Below are 18,473 nucleotides of genomic sequence, written 5' to 3'. Positions count from 1 at the left end.
GGGAGTTTCTCCTTAGGTGAAAAAGACGGAATTGACCTGGGCGAGCGCCAGTTTCCCGGCGACGGCGCCAGGGAGACCGGTGTCGGGATCGCGCGGCAGCCAGCTGAGCGTGCCGGACTTGTCGCTCGAGACGTAGAACCAGCGCTCGGCCGGGTCCAGCGTGATGTGCCGTGGGTACACGCCGCCGACGGGCGCGTTCCCCAGTAGTTTCAAGGACTTCCCGTCCTCGCCGACGCCGAACGACGCGATCGTGTCGGAACCGCGCACGGACGCGTAGACGAACCTTCCGTCCTTGGAGATGGTGATCTCGCCGGGATACTGCGCGCCGGGCGTGCCCGCCGGGACGGCCGGGACGACCTGGCCGGCGGTCAGCTTCCCGGTGACCGGATTCCAGGCCGCGACGGTCACCTCGGCCCGGAGTTCGCCGAGGATGTAGGCGTATTTGCCGTTCGGATGGAAAGTGAGGTGACGGGGTCCCGCGCCCGACGGGAGCTTCAGCTGCTGGTTCAGCTTGAGCTTCCCGGTCGCGACGTCGAGTTTGTAGACGTAGACCGAATCCGCGCCGAGGTCGACCGCGAGCACCCATTTGCCGGTGGGATCGTTGACCACCTGATGGGCGTGCGCGTCACGTTCGGCGCCCTTGTGCTGGGCCAGATCGACGACGTCGCCGAGTTTCCCGCCCGCGAGGATCGGCAGGACGACGACGCTGCCGCTGCTGTAGTTCGCGGCCAGCACGTACTTCTGGCTCGAGTGGACGCTCAGATGCGTCGGGTGCTTGCCCTTCGCCGACTTCTTGTTGAGGAGCTTCGGTTTCGCCGGATCGGTGAGGCTCAGCGCGGAGATCTGGCCGTTCTCGTCCTCATTGGTCACATACAGCGTCTTGCGGTCGGCGCTGATGTCGAACCAGGAGGCGTTGCTGATCCCCGGGATGGTCCGGTCGACGACGAGCGCGTTGGTCGCCGCGTCCCGGTGAGCGACATCGAGCCCGTGCCCGGAACTGGTGTAACTGCTGACGTAGATGGCCCCGGTTCCCTTCGGTCCGCAGGTCTGTTCGGAAGCGTTCGCGAGCTGGGAACCGAGAACGGTGGTGAGTCCAGCCGCTCCGACGGCGCCGAGGAAGGTGCGTCGATCGAGTCCGGTCATCGTGATTTCTCCCAGATGTCGGGTGGTTTAAACCACTGCCATGAGCAATGCTGCCACGCCGAAACCGGAAACGGAAAGGACGGTTTCCAGGATGGTCCAGGTTTTCAGGGTCTGCGGCACGGTCATGTTGAAGTACCGCGAGATGATCCAGAACCCGCCATCGTTCACGTGCGAGGCGATGATCGACCCGGCCGAGATCGCGACTACCAGCAGCGCGAGCTGGATCTGGGAATAGCCCAGCGTCGCCACCGTCGGCGCGACGATGCCGCTCGTGGTCACGATCGCGACGGTCGCCGAGCCCTGCGCGATCCGCATCCCGCAACTGATCACGTACGCGGCGAGGATGACCGGCAGGCCGGCGTTGTCCAGCGATCCCGCGACGGCCTTGCCGATACCGGTGGCGGACAGCACGGCACCGAAGAACGCGCCCGCACCGACCACCAGCAGGATCATCGCGACCGGGCGAAGCGACTTCGCGGAAAGCTCGCTCAAGTCTTTACCCGTCAGACCGCGGCGCAGGCCCAGCAGCCACGACGCGAGCAGTACCGAGATCGTCAGCGCCACCGCCGGGGTACCGATGAACGCGGCCACACCGGCGGGCGCGGAGTTCTTGGGCAGCCAGATGCTGCCGAAGGTCCCGGCGAGGATCAGCACCAGCGGGACCGCGATGATCGCCAGCACCAGGCGGAGCGACGGCGGATTCTCCTCCTTTTCGCCCTCTTCCTCGGCGACCAGGAATTCCGCGGGGACCTCGACGTCGACGCGTTTGCCGATCCAGGTCGAGTACGCGACGCCGCCGACGAGGAACGCCGGGATACCGCAGACCAGGCCCATCAGGATGATCCAGCCGAGTTCCACGTGCAGCAGGCCGGCCGCGGCCACCGGGCCGGGGTGCGGCGGGAGGAACGCGTGCGTGATGGAAAGACCGGCGAGCAACGGCAGCGCGTACAGCACCAGCGAACGGCCGCCCTGTTTGGCGGCGACGTAGACCAGCGGTGCCAGCACGAAGATGCCGATGTCGAAGAAGACCGGGATGCCGAAGACGAATCCCGCGAGACCCATCGCCAGCGGGGCCCGCTTCTCACCGATGGCACGCAGCAGCGCGCCGGTGAGCACCTTCGCCCCACCGGAACGCTCCAAAATGGACCCGAGAATGGTGCCGAGACCGATGATCGCGGCGATATGCCCGAGGATCCCGCCGAACCCCTTTTCCAGCAGGGAGTCCGACGCCTTCTGCGCGGAACCGACGATCTGGCCGACCGGCAGTCCCGCGGCCAGCGCGGTCAGCAGGCCGACCACGATCAGCGCGATGAAGGGCTCGAGTTTGACCTTGATGATGAGGAACAGCAACACCGCGATCGAGACGGCGGCGAGGGTCAGGAGACCTCCCGTCGAATGTTGGAGCCAATCGATCATCGGACACTCCCGGGGTTGCGCAGTGAATGGCCGGCGAGGGCGCCGGTCGGTTGACCATCGTCGATGGCGGCGACACCGTTGACGAAGACATGGGGGATACCGGCGGCCTGCTGCCGCGGTTCGTCGAACGTGGCGGTGTCGGCGACGGTTTCCGGGTCGAACAGCACGAGGTCCGCCGCGTATCCGGCGCGGACGAGACCCCGATCGGTCAGCCGCAGGCGTTTCGCGGCACGGCCGGTGAGGTGGGCGACGCATTCGGCGAGGTCGAGAACGCCGAGTTCGCGGACGTAGCGGGCGAGATAACGCGGGAACGTGCCCCACGCGCGGGGATGCGGCCGGGCTCCGACGAGAAGTCCGTCGCTGCCACCGGTGTGCGTGCGGTGGCGCATGATCGCCTGGACGTTCTCCTCGTGCCCGACGTGCATCAGGCAGGAGGTGCCGAGCTTTTCCGAGAGCAGGACGTCGAAGTACAGGTCCGCGGCCGGTTTCCCGGCCCGCCGGGCCGAAGCGGCGACGGAATGTCCGACGAGGTGGGAGTTCTCGTCCCGCCGGACGCCGTTGATCTCGATGGCGTCCCAGTCGATCGGCACCCCGTGAGCGCCGTCGGAGCCGGTCTCCTCGATCTCGGCGCGGATCCGCTCACGGGTGTCCACATCGGACAGCCGCGCCAGGGTGGCGTCGAGGCCGCCTTCGGTCGACCAGCTCGGCAGCAGCGCGGAAAGGTAAGTGGCGCCGGGAAGATAGGGATAGGTGTCCAGCGAGATGTCGCAGCCGTCGTCGAGCGCCTGGTCGAGCAGCTCCAGCAGCTGGGGTGCCCTGCCCTTGTTCACCGAGAAGTTCATCGTGGCGTGCGCGAGGTGGAGCGGGCAGCCCGACCGGCGGGAGACGTCGACCATCTCGCCGAACGCCTCCAGCGCGCCCTTGCCGTAACTGCGGTGGTGCGGGCTGTAGAAACCGCCGTTCTCCCCGACGACCCGGCACAGCTCGACGAGTTCCTCGGTGGTGGCGTACATGCCGGGCGTGTAGGTGAGCCCGGACGACATGCCCATGGCGCCCTCGGCCAGCCCGGTCGCGATGAGTTCCTTCATCGCGTTCATCTCGGCCTCGGTCGCGGGCCGGTCTTCCCAGCCGACGGTGAGCATCCGGACGGTGCCCTGCGGCACCAGGTAGGCGGCGTTGACCGCGACCCCGGCGTCGAGCCGGTCGAGGTATTCCCCGACCGAGCGCCAGTTCCAGTCGAAGCCTGCCGGGTCGTCGTTCCATCCGGCGAGCTGCTGGCGCAGCGACGCGAGGACGTCGTCGTTCACGGGCGCGTACGAGAGCCCGTCCTGCCCGAGGACCTCGGTCGTGACGCCCTGCGAGAGCTTCGCGAGGTGGTCCGGGTTCGCGAGCAGCTGGAGATCGGAATGCGAATGCATGTCGATGAACCCGGGCGCGAGCACGAGTCCGTCGGCGTCGATGGTGCGGCGGCCCGCGAGCGAGCCGGGTTCGGCGACACTGGCGATCCGGCCGTCGGAGATGCCCACGTCGTGCCTGGTGAGCGGATCCCCGGTGCCGTCGGCGACCAGTGCGGAGCGGACAACGATGTCCATGGTGATTCTTCCTCTGCGGCGGTGGAGGACGGATCAGAAATGGGTGCGGACGAAATCGAGCACGGTCTCGCCGTCGGGGCCGACGACCGGGATGAGGGGCCATTTGTCGAACACGGTGCACGGATGCGACAGGCCGAGCGCGATCCAGTCGCCGACCTCGACCGGCGACGACGCGGGCAACGTGAGGAAGGCGTGCTGGTCGTTCATCTTCTGGATGGAATGACCTTCGAGCGCGGACGGCGGCCCGTCGCCCTTGCGGATCAGGCGCGGCTCGGGCATGCCTTCGTCGAAGGACGCGTCGCGTTTGCCGATGGTGAGCAGCGCGAGTTCGTCCGTCGGCTTCGACGTCACCTGGGCCCAGGCGCGCAGCGCGGGACGGAAGGAGGCGACGCCGCCGATGCGCGGATGTTCGCCGAGCGGCGAGATGACCCGGTAGAAGCCGTCGTCGTGGGTCACGTAGGCGCCGCTGCGCAGGATCGGCAGGACGTCCAGGTCGCCCCAGTCCTTGGTGAGCTCGTCGGCGACGCGGTCGAAGTAGGCGCTGCCGCCACCGGTGACGATGATCTGGCCGGCGTCGTCGAGTAGCCCTTTTTCGGCGAACGCGAAGACCAGTTCGCGCAGACCGTCCACATAGGAGCTGATCAGCTGGAGCGACTTTTCGTCGGTGTGGTGGGAAAGCGCGCCTTCGTAGCCGCCGGAACCCCGCAGCCGCAGGGCCGGGCTCGCGTGCGCGGCCTCGGCGACGGCGAGCGCGGTCTCGGTGTCGCGGACACCGGTGCGGCCGCCCTCGGCGCCGAGTTCGACCAGGACGTCCACCTTGCGGCGGGCACCACGCAGGGCCTCGGTCATCAGCTCGACACCGCGGACCGAGTCGACCCAGCAGACGAACTCGAAGTCGTCGTCGGAGTCCAGCTCCGCGGCGAGCCACTTCAGGCCGGACGGGTCGAGCAGCTGGTTCGCCAGCAGGATTCGGGAGACCCCGAACGCCCGGTAGATCCGCAGATGTCCGGCGTTCGCGCAGGTGATGCCCCAGGAACCGTGCTTCAGCTGCCGCTCGAACAGCTGCGGCGCCATCGTCGTCTTGCCGTGCGGGGCCAGCGCGACCCCGCGTTCGGCGCACCAGCCCGCCATCGTGCGGAGGTTGTGTTCGACGGCCTCTTCGTCGAGGACCACGAACGGGCCGAGGAAGCCGTCGTCGAACAGCTTCGCGCCGCGGGCGGCGGCTTCGCCGATCGTGAGCCCGGACAGCGAAGGCGCCACCGAGCGGAAGCGCCAGTCGACGCGTTCCTCCCGGATGGCCGCGACCGCGGCGGAATCGATGGTGCCGGCTTGGAACATGAGGTTCACCTCGGTTGCGTATGTTGCAACGGACGTTGCGCATATTGCGTGGGATAGGTGTAGCATCCGGTCCGCTAACGGTCAACGGGGTGACGACAGTGACAACGAGGAGACGCGGAAAGTGACGAGCGCGCCCGACGTGTTGTGCATCGGGGAGTCGATGGCCTTGTTCGTACCGGCCGAATCCGGGCCGCCCGACGAGGTACGGAAGTGGGTGCGGACCATCGGCGGAGCCGAATCGAACGTCGCCTGTCATCTCCCGGCACTGGGTTTCGCCAGTGCGTGGGTGAGTGCCGTCGGCGACGATCCGTTCGGCCGCGCGCTGGTGCGGGAGATCGGTGAAGCGGGGGTGGACGTCAGCGCGGTCGTGGTCGATCCGACGCGCCCGACCGGGCTGTACATCAAGGAGAGCGGAGCGGACGGCAGCCCCGTGCGCTACTACCGCAAAGGGTCCGCCGCGTCCGGGATGGACGCCGGGCTGCTGGGGAAACTCGACCTCGACGGGGTGCGCGTCATCCACCTGTCCGGGATCACCCCCGCGCTGTCGGACGGCTGTCTCGACCTGGTGCGGGCCCTGATGGAACGACCGCGGGGCGACACGCTGGTGTCGTTCGACGTGAACTTCCGGCCCGCGCTGTGGACCGGACGCGATCCGTCTGTGCTGGCCGGACTGGCCGCCCGCGCCGACATCGTGCTGGCGGGCGAGGACGAGGCCGAGCGGGTGTGGGGGACCGGCGACCCGGAACGGCTGCGTGCCGCGGTGCCCGGGCCGAAGACGCTGGTCGTCAAGCACGGGGCCCGCGGGGTGACGCTCGTCGACGGCGACGAGCCACCCCTGTTCTCACCCGCGCTCCAGGTCGAAGTCGTGGAGCCGGTCGGCGCCGGTGACGCGTTCGCGGCCGGTTTCCTCGCCGCCACCCTGCGCGGTGACGACCCCGCGACCCGGCTCCGCCGCGGTCATCTGCAGGCCGCGGCCACCCTGCTGACCCACGACGACGTGGGGACTCCGCTCCCGGAATCCGTCGTCGAAACACTCCTCGCCGCGGATGAGGCAGCATGGGCGGCGGCGAAGCTGACGGACAAGGGATTGGTGAGCGGATGAGTCAGAGCCTGGACCGGGCGCTCACCCTGCTGAGCGGGCTCGCCCGCGAGCCGAAGACACTCGACCAGCTCGCCGAGGAGATCGGCGTGCACAAGTCGACTGTGCTGCGATTGCTGCGCACCCTGGAGACGCACCACTTCGTGCGCAGGGAAGGCCAGCGGTACTACCGGCTGGGCAGTGCTCTCTTCGACCTCGCCCAGCAGGCGCTGGAGGACCGCGACGTCCGCCGCACCGCGCAATCCGCGCTCGCCGGGCTCAACGCGCGGACCGGGCACACCGTGCACCTCGCGTCCTATGAGGACGGAGAGGTCGTCTACATCGACAAGTTCGAAGGCAGGCATTCGGTGCGGATGTACTCCCGCATCGGCAAACGCGCCCCGCTGCACTGCACCGCCGTCGGCAAGGTGCTCGTCGCGGCGATGACGCCGGAGAAGCGGGCCGACGTGGTGTCGAGGATCGACTTCTTCACACGCACGCCGAACACGATCACCACGCCGTCGGCCTACGAGACCGAACTGGATCTCGTCGCCGACCGCGGCTACGCGGTGGACAACGCCGAACACGAGGACTTCATCCACTGCGTCGCCGCGCCGGTCCGCGGCCCGGGCGGCGTGGTGCTGGCCGCCGTGTCGGTCTCGGTGCCGAAGGTACTGCTCGACTACGACGGCCTGATGGCGCTCGTACCCGAGCTGCTCGCCGCGGCCGAGGAAGCTTCCGTCCACAGTGGATGGACGGGGAACCGAAAGGGGAAGTTGGAATGAGCAAGACCGCGATCAGCACGGAGAACGCGCCGACGCCGGTGGCCGCGTTCTCGCAGGCGGTCCGCAAGGGCAACATCCTGCAGGTGGCCGGCCAGGTCGCCTTCGACCCGGCCACCGGCGCCATCGTCGGCGAGACCGTCGGCGAGCAGACCGAGCAGACGTTCAAGAACATCGAAGCGGTGCTCGAGGCCGCCGGTTCGAGCCTGGCCGACGCGATGATGGTGCGCGTGTACCTGACCGACGTCGACCACTTCGGCGCGTTCAACGAGGTCTACAACAAGCTGATCGGCGAAGCGCCGCACCCGGCCCGCACCACCGTCTACGTCGGCCTGCCTGCCGGGCTGCTGGTGGAGATCGACGTCCTGGCCGTGACGGACTGATCCACGCGCCATGAAAGGTCCTTTCCTTGCAAATTTCGCAAGGAAAGGACCTTTCATGGCAGCGGTCAGAGCACGCTCGTGTACCCGTTGAGCGCGGGCTGCCCGCCCAGGTGCGCGAAGAGGACGTTCGAGTCCTTCGCGATCTCCCCGCGCGAAACGAGGTCGATCAGACCGGCCATCGACTTGCCCTCGTACACCGGATCGGTGAGCACGCCCTCCAGCCGCGCCAGCGTCCGGATGGCGTCCAAAGTGGACTCGTCCGGGATGCCGTAGATCCCCGCGTGATAGCGCTCGTCCAGTTCGACCTCGCCGATCTCGCCGGCGCCGATCAGCTCCGCGGTCGCGCGGGCGATACGGGTGATCTGGTCGCGGGTCTCGGCCGGTTTCGCCGAACCGTCGATGCCGAGGATCCGCCGCGGCTTCCCGGAAAGCGCCGCCCCGGCGACCATCCCGGCCTGGGTGCTGCCGGTGACCGAGCAGACGACCACCGTGTCGAAGAAGACGCCGAGTTCGGCCTCCTGTGCTTCGAGTTCGACCATCCAGTTCGCGAAACCGAGCCCGCCGAGGCGGTGGTCCGATCCGCCCGCCGGGATCGCGTACGGCTTGCCGCCGGAGGCCTCGATCTCCTTGACCGCGTTCTCCCAGCTCTCCTTGAAGCCGACGCCGAACCCTGCTTCGACCATCCGGATGTCGGCGCCGAGGATGCGCGAGAGCTGGATGTTGCCGACCCTGTCGTAGAGCGGGTCGTTCCAGTCCACCCAGCTCTCCTGGACCAGCACGGCCTTCAGCCCGGCCCGCGCGGCGGCCGCGGCGACCTGGCGGGTGTGGTTGGACTGGACGCCGCCGATCGAGATCAGCGTGTCCGCCCCGGCGGCGAGCGCGTCGGCGACCAGGTATTCGAGCTTCCGGGTCTTGTTGCCGCCGAACGCGATACCCGAGTTGACGTCCTCGCGTTTCGCCCAGACCTTCGCGCCACCGAGGTGGGCGGTGAGTCGGTCGAGCGGGTGCACGGGGGAGGGGCCGAACAGCAGCGGGTAGCGCGGGAAATCGGCGAGGGTCATGACGTCTCCAGGAGGGCTTCGAGTTCGGTCCAGATCGTGGCGGTGATCGAGCAGGCCGCGTCGGCGTCCCCGGCTTCGATGGCGTCGATCAGCTCCGTATGACGCTGGACCGACCGGTGTGCGGGCAGCGAGCCGAAACGGGCGTATTCGAGACGCCGGAGCAGCGGGGTGTAGCGAGCCAAGGTCGCGGCGACCGCCCGGTTGCGCGCGGCGTTCACCGGGACGTCGTGGAGTTCGTCGTCGGCGGCGATCGCGGCCGCGATGTCCCCGGCGGCGATCGCTTCGGCGAACCGGGTGTTGGCCGCGCGCATCACCGCGACCTCGGTCGCGCCCATCCGGGGCGCGCCGGCCCGGACCGCGAACTCGTGCAGGGTGCGGACCAGCTGCAGGGCGTCACGGACGTCGTCGGGGACGAACCCCGCCACCCGCGTGTAGCTCTGGGGCTTCGACTCCACGAGGCCGTCCTCGACGAGGCGCAGCAGCGCCTGGCGCACCGGCGCGCGGGAGAGACCCAGCTGATCGGCCAGATCGCCGTCGCGCAGGTTCGTCCCCGGCGGCAGCGTCCCGTCGATGATCGCCCGGCGGATGTTCTCGTAGGCCTCGTCCCTGAGGAGGGACCTCGGCACCTTCGCCAACCCACTCACATCTGAAATGTTAGCTGTCAACTGAAGGGATGACAAGCGCGGGGCGTCGTGCGGGGCCCACCTCGCCGCCCGGCAAACGCCATGAACGGGACTTTCATTGCAAATTTCGCAATGAAAGTCCCGTTCAGAACACGCCTTGGCCTGGAGTCGGGCCTTCACGGACCGTGGTCTGGGATGCGACGGGGGCTGAAGGGGCCTTTCCTCTCATCTCATGCGAGGAAAGCGCCCTTCGCCGCATGGGATGAGAGGAAAGGCCCCTTCATGGCACGGGGGCTGCCCGGTCCGCTAGTAAACGGGTCCCGTGTACTTCTCGCCCGGTCCCTGCCCGGGGGCGTCCGGCACGGCCGAAGCCTCGCGGAACGCCTTCTGCAGCGACTGCAGCCCGTCGCGCAACGGGCCCGCGTGCAGGCCGAGGTACTCTGCCGACGCGGTGACCAGCCCGGCGAGGGCGGTGATCAGGCGACGGGCCTCGTCGAGGTCGCGGTGCGGAGAGTTGGCCGGGTCCTCGTCGGCGAGGCCGAGCCGTTCGGCGCCGGCGGAGAGCAGCATGACGGCCGCCCTGCTGATCACCTCGACGCTCGGGATGTCCTCCAGGTCGCGGACGTCCGGGGAATACGGGGGTTGCTGAACGGGTTCATCTGACACGTCTGGTACCCTTCCACGAGCGACCAGCCCCCGAGCGATCGGGGGCGGCAAGTGGAGCCCCGCTCCCACCCGTGTCACCGCCGCAACACCAGGTGTCCGGGTCCGGTCTCGCCAAGACGATTTCGGGCGTCGAGGCGGTGTGTTCGATTCTGGAGATCGAACACGATCGGAAGAGTGGGCCCCGCGTACCGCACGGTACCGGGGCCTTAGGTATGTGGGCACCAGGTCGAAACGGTAGAAGAATTTACCTCGAACCAGGGAGGCCCCATCAGCTCCGAGACACGCATCAACGACCGAATCCGGGTACCGGAGGTCCGCCTCGTCGGACCCGCCGGTGAACAGGTCGGCATCGTCCGGATCGAAGATGCGCTGCGGCTGGCACAGGAGAACGATCTCGACCTCGTCGAGGTTGCTCCGCAGGCACGCCCGCCCGTATGCAAGCTCATGGACTTCGGCAAGTTCAAGTACGAGAGTGCGCAGAAGGCCCGCGAGTCCCGCCGCAACCAGCAGCTCACCGTCATCAAAGAGCAGAAGCTGCGGCCGAAGATCGACCAGCACGACTACGAGACCAAGAAGGGTCACGTGTCGCGCTTTCTGGCGGCAGGCAACAAGGTCAAGGTCACGATCATGTTCCGCGGTCGCGAGCAGTCCCGGCCGGAACTCGGGTTCCGGTTGCTGCAGAAGCTCGCCGACGAGGTGACCGAGCTCGGTTTCGTCGAGTCGTCGCCGAAGCAGGACGGTCGCAACATGATCATGGTGCTGGCCCCGCACAAGAACGTGAAGCCGATCAAGGCCGCGAAGCCGGCCAAGGACGACTCGCCAGAGCCGCCCGCCGACGCGTAGCGCCGACCAGCACATGTCAGCGGCACACCGGAAATCACCGGTGTGCCGCCGCACGAAAGAGGACAACGTAATGCCGAAGATGAAGACGCACAGCGGGACGTCGAAGCGAGTTCGCGTCACGGGTTCGGGCAAGCTGCGCCGCCAGAAGGCCGGCCGCCGCCACCTGATGGAGAAGAAGTCCAACAGGCTCACCCGTCGCCTCGAAGGCACGACCGAGATCGCCAAGAACGACGTCGGCCGCGTCAAGCGCCTTCTCGGCCGCTGACACCCCGCACTTTGTAAACGCCGGGCGCGCCAGCGCGCCCCCAGATCGACAGGATGGACCCAGTGGCACGCGTCAAGAGGGCTGTCAACGCCCAGAAGAAGCGTCGCGCGACTCTCGAGCTCGCCAGCGGCTACCGCGGCCAGCGTTCGCGGCTGTACCGCAAGGCGAAGGAGCAGACGCTTCACTCGCTGAACTACGCCTACCGGGACCGCCGTGCCCGCAAGGGTGACTTCCGCCAGCTGTGGATCACCCGTATCAACGCGGCCGCTCGCGCCAACGGCGTCACCTACAACCGCTTCATCCAGGGTCTCAAGACCGCGGGTGTCGAGGTCGACCGCAAGATCCTCGCGGACCTCGCCGTCAACGACGCCGCCGCGTTCGCCGCGCTGGCCGAGCTGGCCAAGGCCAACGTGAACACCGAAGAGAAGAAGTCGGCCTGACCGGCCACCGCGCTCTTCCGCAACCCGGGGCGGCTCCGTTCACCGAACGGACGCCCCGGGTTGTTGCTGCGCGCAAGCTCACCCGCCGGGCGGAACGCGAGAAGACCGGGCGGTTCCTCGCCGAGGGCGCGAACGCGGTCGAAGCCGCGCTCACCCACGCCCTCGAAGACGGCGGCACGGTGCACGAGCTGTTCGTCACCGAACGCGCCGCCGGGCAGCACGAACGCCTGCTCGTCACCGCGCACGAGGCCGGTGTCCCCGTCTCGCCGATCTCCGACCGCGCCGCCGAGGGGCTGTCCGAGACCGTGACGCCGCAGGGCATCGTCGCGGTCTGCGCGCTCGTCGACCGTCCACAAGAGACTGTCCTGAAGCCGGGCGCGAAGCTCGTCGTCGTCCTCGTCGACGTCGCGGACCCCGGCAACGCGGGCACCGTGATCCGGGTCGCGGACGCCGCCGGCGCGGACGCGGTCGTCCTCGCGGGCGACAGCGTCGATCCGCACAACGGCAAATGCGTCCGCGCGGCCGCCGGCAGCCTGTTCCACCCCGCCATCACACGGATCCGGGACGTCGACGCGGCCTTGAAGGCCTGCTCCGCCGCCGGTCTCCGCACTTTCGGCGCACACGGTTACGCCGACACCGAACTCGATCAGGTGACCTTCGACCAGCCCGTCGCCTGGGTTTTCGGCAACGAGGCGCACGGCCTGCCGGGGACGGTGCTCGACGCCGTCGACCTCGCGGTCAGGATTCCGATGTACGGCCGGGCGGAAAGCCTGAACCTCGCCACGGCCGCGGCGATCTGCGTGTACACCAACGCGATGGCGTCGCGGACGGCTCGCTAGGCTGCCCCTCCACCATTTCCGATGATTCACTGGGGGAATCATGGGGCGTATCGCCCGTTCTTTCGCCTTGTTCGGTGCTTCTTGGCGAGTTCTGCGGTCCCGCAAGGAACTCGCCGTCTTCCCGGTGCTCGCGGCCGTCGCCGGGCTGCTGGTCGCCGCGGTGTTCCTCGGCTCGGGCTACTGGATCTCCCACGCCGAGATCGCCGAGCACTCCCGGCTGACGCCGGGTTCGTACGTGATGCTCGGCCTGTTCTACCTCGCGGCCGCGTTCGTCACGGTGTTCTTCAACGCCGCGCTCATCTCGCAGGCCGACGTCGCTCTTCGTGGTGACGACCCGCGGGTGGCCGCCGGTCTGGCCGAAGCGGGGCGCCGATGGCTGCCCCTGCTGGGCTGGGCGGCGGTGACGGCGACGGTTTCCCTGATCCTCCGCGAGATCGAGCGCCGTTTCGCGTTCGTCGGCTATTTCGTCAGCGGGCTGATCGGCGCGGCGTGGAACCTGATCACCTACCTCGTCCTGCCGGTGATGATGATCGAGGACGCCGGTGTCCGGCACGGGGCCAAGCGCTCGGCGGAGCTGCTCAAACGGACCTGGGGCGAGCAGGCCGCCGGAAGGTTCGGTATCGGGTTGGTCGGCTTTCTGCTGTCGCTGGCCGGATTCACGGTCATCATGGGCGCGGCCTTCCTGCTCGGCGGCACCATCACGATCTTCGTCGCCGTCGGCCTTTCACTCGTGTGGGGGTTCTTGGTGTCCATCGTCTGCACGACGCTGGCCGGGATCTATCAGACCGCTCTGTACCGCTACGCCGCGGACGGGATCGTCCCTGAGGAGTTCGGCAAGGTGGACTTCGAGGGCGCCTTCGCCGGACGCTGAGCGGGAATGCGATGGCCTCCCGGGGCGCGACCACGTAGAGTCGTGGGCACTACGCCTTTCGGATCACGACACAGGGGAGCCCTCATGGAACGCGGTGTTCGTTCCAGCACCTTGTTTACGGCGTAACGCGCGTATTTCGCACTCCCGGGTGACGGTGTGCCCAGCCCGAGGGTGATCGGGGGCCACTGTTCGCTGTCCCATAGAATTCAGCAGCTGCTAAACCCATGTGTGCGCTCGCGTGCACCGGACCAGTCCCAGCGGACGCCGAGGAGTTATGTCCGAAGCCAACGACAAGCAGGATCCCCAGGCGGGAGCGCTCGCGCCGGAAACGTTGACGGCCGCCGTCAAGCGGGCCGAAACGGAGTTCGCCGCCGCGGCGGATCTCGACGCGCTGGCGGCGGTCAAACCCGCCCACCTCGGGGACCAGTCTCCGCTGCTTCTCGCGCGCCGCGAGATCGGCGCCCTGCCGAAGCAGGAGAAGGCCGACGCGGGGAAGCGGGTCAACGAAGCGCGCCAGAGCATCCAGGCCGCTTTCGACGCACGCCGTGCCGTGCTCCAGGTCGAGCGTGACGAAAAGGTGCTCCGCGAGGAGACCGTCGACGTCACGCTGCCGTGGGACCGGGTGCCCCGTGGTGCCCGGCACCCGATCGCGACCCTGTCGGAGCGGATCGCCGACGCCTTCGTCGCGATGGGCTACGAGGTCGCCGACGGTCCGGAACTCGAGGCCGAGTGGTTCAACTTCGACGCGCTGAACTTCGGCAAGGACCATCCCGCGCGCCAGCTGCAGGACACCTTCTATCTCGGTGAGGAGGGCTCCGGCCTGGTGCTGCGCACGCACACCTCGCCGGTACAGGCCCGCACGCTGCTGCACCGCGACCTTCCCGTGTACGTCGTCTGCCCCGGCCGCACCTACCGGACCGACGAACTCGACGCCACGCACACCCCGGTGTTCTCGCAGGTCGAGGGACTCGCGGTGGACAAGGGCCTGACGATGGCGCACCTCAAGGGCACCCTCGACGCCTTCGCCCGCGCGATGTTCGGCGAAAGCTCGAAGACCCGCCTTCGCCCGCACTTCTTCCCCTTCACCGAGCCGTCGGCCGAGGTCGACGTCTGGTTCGAGGAGAAGAAGGGCGGCGCCGGCTGGGTCGAATGGGGCGGCTGCGGCATGGTCAACCCCAACGTCCTGCGTGCCTGCGGCGTCGACCCCGAGGTCTACTCGGGCTTCGCCTTCGGCATGGGTATCGAGCGCACGCTGCAGTTCCGCAACGGAATCCCGGACATGCGCGACATGGTGGAGGGCGACATCAGGTTCACCCTGCCCTTCGGAACGGAGGCCTGAGTGAAGGTCCCAGCCAGCTGGCTGACCGAACACCTCGACGTCGACGAGGAGGTCACCCCCCAGGATCTGGCCGACGCCTTCGTGCGCATCGGCATCGAGGTCGACGACGTCCGCAAGCTCGAACCGGTCACCGGCCCGCTCGTCGTGGGCCGCGTGGCCGAGATCGAGGAGCTGACCGAGTTCAAGAAGCCGGTCCGGTTCTGCCGGGTCGACGTCGGCGAGTCCGACGAAGGCACCGACAAGCCCGACGAGAACGTCGACGCGGATGACGACGACGATGACGAAGGCCCCTTCGAGGACGACGGCCCGACGGGGATCAAGACCCGCGGGATCATCTGTGGCGCCACGAACTTCGCCGAGGGCGACCTGGTGGTCGTCGCGCTGCCCGGCACCGTGCTGCCCGGCGGCTTCGAGATCGGTTCGCGCAAGACCTACGGCCGGCTCAGCGACGGCATGATCTGCTCCGCGCGCGAACTCGGCATCGGTGACGACCACTCCGGCATCCTGGTGCTGCCGCCGAGCACCGCCACCCCCGGCGAGGACGCGAACCGGCTGCTGGGCCTCGACGACACCGTCATCGAGGTCACGCAGACCCCGGACCGCGGCTACACGTTGTCGGTCCGCGGCCTGGCCCGTGAACTGTCCAACGCGCTCGACGTCCCGTTCGGCGACCCGGCGTCCATCGACGTCCCCGAGGCCGAGACCGACGCCTGGCCGGTGCACATCGAGGACACCGAGGGCTGCCGCCGGTTCGTGCTGCGCCGGGTCAAGGACCTCGACGCGACCGCGCCGACGCCGTGGTGGATGCGGCGCCGGCTGATGCTGGCGGGGATCCGCTCGATCTCGCTCGCGGTCGACGTGACCAACTACGTGATGCTCGAACTCGGGCATCCGCTGCACGCCTTCGCGACCGCGTCGGTCAAGGGCGATCTGGTGGTGCGCAAGGCGAAGCCGGGCGAGAAACTGACCACTTTGGACGATGTCGAGCGCACCCTCGACGCGGACGACGTGGTGATCGCCGACGACACCGGCGTCATCTCGCTGGCGGGCACGATGGGTGGCGCGTCGACCGAGATCACCCCCGAAAGCACCGACGTCCTGCTCGAGGCCGCGCACTGGGATCCGTCGTCGATCAGCAGGACGGCCCGCCGTCACAAGCTGTTCTCCGAGGCGGCCAAGCGGTTCGAGCGGTTCACCGACCCGCAGCTGTGCGCGGTGGCCGTCGAATTCGCCGCCCGCCTGCTGCGCCAGTACGGCGACGGCTCGATCCTGCCCGGCCGCACCGACGAGGGCGGCGTGGAGCCGAACCCGCCGGTGACCATGCCGATCAGCCTGCCCGACCAGGTCGCCGGCGTGCGCTACGAACGCGGTGTCACGGTCAGGCGCCTCTCGCAGATCGGCTGCAAGGTCAACGTCGGCACGGCCGAGGACGGCACCGCGCTGGTGACCGCGGTCCCGCCGAGCTGGCGCGGTGACCTGGTGCAGCCCGCCGACCTGGTGGAGGAGGTGCTCCGGCTGGAGGGGTACGACAGCATCCCGTCGGTGCTGCCCGACGCTCCGGCAGGCCGCGGCCTCACCGACACGCAGCGCCGTCGCCGCTCGGTCGCGCGTGCGCTGGCCGAGGCGGGTTACGTCGAGGTGCTGCCCTTCCCGTTCATCTCGGCTTCGGTCTGGGATTCGTTCGGGCTGCCCGAAGACGACGTCCGCCGCCGCACCGTCCAGATCCGCAACCCGCTGGAGTCGGACAAGGACCGGATGGCGAGCACGTTGCTCCCGGGGCTGCTGGAAATGTTGCAGCGCAACGTTTCCCGCGGCTTCAAGGATGTGTCGCTGTTCCACATCGGACAGGTCGTGCTGCCCGCGGAGAACCCGGTCCCGATGCCTTCGCTCGGCGTGGACCGGCGGCCCGCCGACGAGGAACTCGCGGTTCTGGAGGCGGCCGTCCCGCCGCAGCCGATGCACGTCGCCGTCGTGCTCGCGGGCCAGCGTGGCCGCGCGGGCTGGTGGGGCGAGGGCGAGCAGGCGAACTGGGCCGACGCGGTACAGGCGGCCCGGCTGGTCGCGCAGGCCTCCGGTGTCGAGCTGACGACGGCGGCCGCGGACCAGCCGCCGTGGCACCCCGGCCGGTGCGCGCAGCTGCGCGTGGGACAGTGGCCCGTCGGATACGCCGGTGAGCTGCACCCGAAGGTCGTCGAGGCGCTCGGGCTGCCGCCGCGTACCGTCGCGATGGAACTCGACCTGGACGCGATCCCGATCCCGGACGGACGTCCGGCGCCGCGGATCTCGGCCTACCCGCCGGTGCTGCTCGACGTCGCGCTCGTCGCCGAGGCGAGCGTGCCGTCGGCCGAACTCGCCGAGGCGTTGCGCGAAGGCGCGGGCGAACTGCTCGAAGAGATCACGCTGTTCGACTCCTACCAGGGCGAGCAGCTGGGCGAGGGCAAGCGTTCGCTGGCGTACAAGCTGCGGTTCCGCGCCGCGGACCGCACGCTGACCGTCGACGAGGCCACGAAGGCCCGCGACGCCGCCATCGCGGTCGCCGGTGAGCGCTTCGGCGCGAGCCTGCGAGCCTGACCCGGCTCCCCAGCGCGTGAAGGCCCCCTTCCCTCGGCTCAACCGAGGGAAGGGGGCCTTCACGCGCGGCATCCGAAGTTCCCGACCGTCCACAAAGGACCCCGTCGGGAGAAATGTCCGATTGCTTTCTGTTTGGCCGTATATCCTGGCCTGTGAAGGCCTCATTCCCTACCTTCAGAGTCAGGGACCCGGCAAGGTCGGCATTTTGCGGGTCCGGGCACCTCTTCGTCATGGTGCACCCCGAGTGTGGAGGATTTGGGACGTTCACTGTCCCAAATCCTCCACACTCGAACCTCGAAGGCGCCAGCGATGTCACATCCGGACCACCAAGAGCGGCGCTGACCAGCAACTCTGCGACTTTGCCGGGACCCTGATCTTCAGAGTAGGGAAAGAGACCTTCACAGCCTTTCCTCGCCTAGTGCTCAACCGCCCAGATGCTTGAGCGCCTCCCGACGGGACAGCGGGGACAGCGCCGGATGCGCGGCGACGAACGCGCGCACCCAGTCCGGCTCGGTCTTCGCGTACGCGCGCAGGGCCCAGCCGATCCCCTTGCGCAGAAAGAAGTCCCTGTCGTCGAGGTTCGCCTCGACCGCGCGGGTGAGCAGGTCGGTGTCGGTGGCGTCTTTGGCGCCGATCTGGCAGATCACCGAAGTACGGCGGCGCCACCTGTCCTCGTCGTAGGCCCAGGTCAGCATGAGCGGGGCCACCGTCTCCGGCTCCGCCCGCAGGATCGGCCCTACGCGGCGGATGGCGAGTTCGTCGACATGGTCCCACCAGGCGCCGGTCACGATCATCTCTTCGTACAGGCCCAGCAGCCCGCTGTCCTGCAGGTGGGCGTAGGCGCGGTGACCGGAAAGGTCGATGGCGGCATACCGCTCCTCGCGGAATTCCGCTTCGCGCCACAAGGTGAGCACGGCGGTGGAGAAAGTCACCTCATCGGGTAGCAAATGGTGTGCGAAGACCGATTTCAGCAGGGCCGCCCTAGCGGGTTTCTGCACACCGAGGAACGGCATTTCCGACTTCATGTACGCCCGCATCGCCGTCGCCTTCTCCGGATCGGCCAGTCCGGCCAAACCGTTGCGAACCGCCGATACCAGGCTTTTCACCACGTCCACGCGCACTCCTCTCCCAGTCGGGCGCCGCGAGCGTACGACAGGGGACCGACAAGACGGATATGCCCGGATCGAGATCCGGATACCGACTAAAGAGGGATGGCGGCGGAC

18 protein-coding genes are annotated in these 18,473 nt (G+C 68.5%); 10 read left to right on the top strand and 8 right to left on the bottom strand.

Annotated elements, in window-relative coordinates; all coding sequences use genetic code 11:
* Positions 1-12: 12 nt before the first annotated feature.
* The 4 genes from L324_RS24455 to L324_RS24440 are packed head-to-tail and all read right to left on the bottom strand — an operon-like array spanning position 13 to position 5,489.
* The gene (locus tag L324_RS24455) at positions 13-1,143 is read right to left on the bottom strand and encodes a lactonase family protein (protein WP_037313165.1); all 1,131 of its coding nucleotides are present in this window, start codon (positions 1,141-1,143) and stop codon (positions 13-15) included.
* Between the two features lie 27 nt (positions 1,144-1,170).
* Positions 1,171-2,559 carry a GntP family permease gene (locus L324_RS24450; RefSeq protein WP_037313162.1) on the bottom strand — a complete coding sequence of 463 codons (1,389 nt, stop codon included), beginning with the start codon at positions 2,557-2,559 and terminating at the stop codon, positions 1,171-1,173.
* A complete protein-coding gene (locus L324_RS24445; protein WP_037313160.1) occupies positions 2,556-4,151 on the bottom strand; it encodes an N-acyl-D-amino-acid deacylase family protein in 1,596 nt (531 codons plus the stop codon). The genes L324_RS24450 and L324_RS24445 overlap by 4 nt, the downstream gene beginning before the upstream one ends.
* 33 nt (positions 4,152-4,184) lie before the next feature.
* Positions 4,185-5,489 carry an amino acid deaminase gene (locus L324_RS24440; protein WP_037313157.1) on the bottom strand — a complete coding sequence of 435 codons (1,305 nt, stop codon included), beginning with the start codon at positions 5,487-5,489 and terminating at the stop codon, positions 4,185-4,187.
* Between the two features lie 121 nt (positions 5,490-5,610).
* Between L324_RS24440 and L324_RS24435 the strand changes: the two genes are divergently transcribed.
* From L324_RS24435 to L324_RS24425, 3 genes are read left to right on the top strand one after another with little or no spacing between them, the layout of a single operon-like run.
* Complete coding sequence (locus L324_RS24435; protein ID WP_152546983.1) at positions 5,611-6,591, top strand: sugar kinase; 981 nt, start codon at positions 5,611-5,613, stop codon at positions 6,589-6,591.
* Positions 6,588-7,352, top strand: coding sequence for an IclR family transcriptional regulator (locus L324_RS24430; RefSeq protein WP_037313154.1), 765 nt, complete (start codon positions 6,588-6,590; stop codon positions 7,350-7,352). Before L324_RS24435 ends, L324_RS24430 begins: the two co-directional genes overlap by 4 nt.
* Entirely contained in the window at positions 7,349-7,732 is a 384-nt protein-coding gene (locus L324_RS24425; RefSeq protein WP_037313152.1) for a RidA family protein, read from the top strand. The genes L324_RS24430 and L324_RS24425 overlap by 4 nt, the downstream gene beginning before the upstream one ends.
* 65 nt (positions 7,733-7,797) lie before the next feature.
* Here L324_RS24425 and L324_RS24420 read toward each other — a convergent pair whose 3' ends face one another.
* The 3 genes from L324_RS24420 to L324_RS24410 all read right to left on the bottom strand — a co-directional run bounded on the left by L324_RS24420 (position 7,798) and on the right by L324_RS24410 (position 10,082).
* Positions 7,798-8,793: a 1-aminocyclopropane-1-carboxylate deaminase gene (locus tag L324_RS24420; RefSeq protein WP_037313148.1), complete on the bottom strand. Its 996-nt coding sequence runs from the start codon at positions 8,791-8,793 to the stop codon at positions 7,798-7,800.
* Positions 8,790-9,428 (bottom strand): GntR family transcriptional regulator, encoded by a 639-nt coding sequence (locus tag L324_RS24415; protein WP_037313146.1) that lies wholly within the window; start codon positions 9,426-9,428, stop codon positions 8,790-8,792. The genes L324_RS24420 and L324_RS24415 overlap by 4 nt, the downstream gene beginning before the upstream one ends.
* A 294-nt stretch (positions 9,429-9,722) precedes the next feature.
* Positions 9,723-10,082 carry a DUF1844 domain-containing protein gene (locus tag L324_RS24410; RefSeq protein ID WP_037313143.1) on the bottom strand — a complete coding sequence of 120 codons (360 nt, stop codon included), beginning with the start codon at positions 10,080-10,082 and terminating at the stop codon, positions 9,723-9,725.
* A gap of 267 nt (positions 10,083-10,349) precedes the next feature.
* On the opposite strand from L324_RS24410, the gene infC reads away from it, so the two are divergent.
* The 7 genes from infC (at position 10,350) to pheT (ending at position 17,250) form a co-directional block, all read left to right on the top strand.
* Positions 10,350-10,925 carry a translation initiation factor IF-3 gene (gene infC / locus L324_RS24405; RefSeq protein WP_044851966.1) on the top strand — a complete coding sequence of 192 codons (576 nt, stop codon included), beginning with the start codon at positions 10,350-10,352 and terminating at the stop codon, positions 10,923-10,925.
* A 70-nt stretch (positions 10,926-10,995) separates the two neighbouring features.
* Entirely contained in the window at positions 10,996-11,190 is a 195-nt protein-coding gene (rpmI, locus tag L324_RS24400; protein ID WP_007028043.1) for a 50S ribosomal protein L35, read from the top strand.
* Positions 11,191-11,252: 62 nt separating this feature from the next.
* Positions 11,253-11,630 (top strand): 50S ribosomal protein L20, encoded by a 378-nt coding sequence (rplT, locus tag L324_RS24395; RefSeq protein WP_037313135.1) that lies wholly within the window; start codon positions 11,253-11,255, stop codon positions 11,628-11,630.
* Positions 11,627-12,469 carry a TrmH family RNA methyltransferase gene (locus tag L324_RS24390; RefSeq protein WP_081736462.1) on the top strand — a complete coding sequence of 281 codons (843 nt, stop codon included), beginning with the start codon at positions 11,627-11,629 and terminating at the stop codon, positions 12,467-12,469. Before rplT ends, L324_RS24390 begins: the two co-directional genes overlap by 4 nt.
* A 40-nt stretch (positions 12,470-12,509) precedes the next feature.
* Positions 12,510-13,340, top strand: coding sequence for a DUF6159 family protein (locus L324_RS24385; RefSeq protein ID WP_037313129.1), 831 nt, complete (start codon positions 12,510-12,512; stop codon positions 13,338-13,340).
* Positions 13,341-13,614: 274 nt separating this feature from the next.
* Positions 13,615-14,679 carry a phenylalanine--tRNA ligase subunit alpha gene (gene pheS, locus L324_RS24380; protein ID WP_037313125.1) on the top strand — a complete coding sequence of 355 codons (1,065 nt, stop codon included), beginning with the start codon at positions 13,615-13,617 and terminating at the stop codon, positions 14,677-14,679.
* On the top strand, positions 14,680-17,250 hold the full coding sequence (gene pheT / locus L324_RS24375; protein WP_037313121.1) for a phenylalanine--tRNA ligase subunit beta: 2,571 nt from the start codon (positions 14,680-14,682) through the stop codon (positions 17,248-17,250). It abuts the gene before it with no gap.
* Positions 17,251-17,672: 422 nt separating this feature from the next.
* Here pheT and L324_RS24370 read toward each other — a convergent pair whose 3' ends face one another.
* Positions 17,673-18,365 (bottom strand): DNA alkylation repair protein, encoded by a 693-nt coding sequence (locus tag L324_RS24370; protein ID WP_037313118.1) that lies wholly within the window; start codon positions 18,363-18,365, stop codon positions 17,673-17,675.
* Positions 18,366-18,473 lie beyond the last annotated feature (108 nt).

The sequence above is a fragment of the Amycolatopsis orientalis DSM 40040 = KCTC 9412 genome (assembly GCF_000478275.1).
In the GTDB taxonomy this organism is placed as follows: Bacteria; Actinomycetota; Actinomycetes; order Mycobacteriales; family Pseudonocardiaceae; genus Amycolatopsis; species Amycolatopsis orientalis.
The sequence above is the reverse complement of the archived record's forward strand: the minus strand, read 5'-3'. Positions and strand labels throughout refer to the sequence as shown.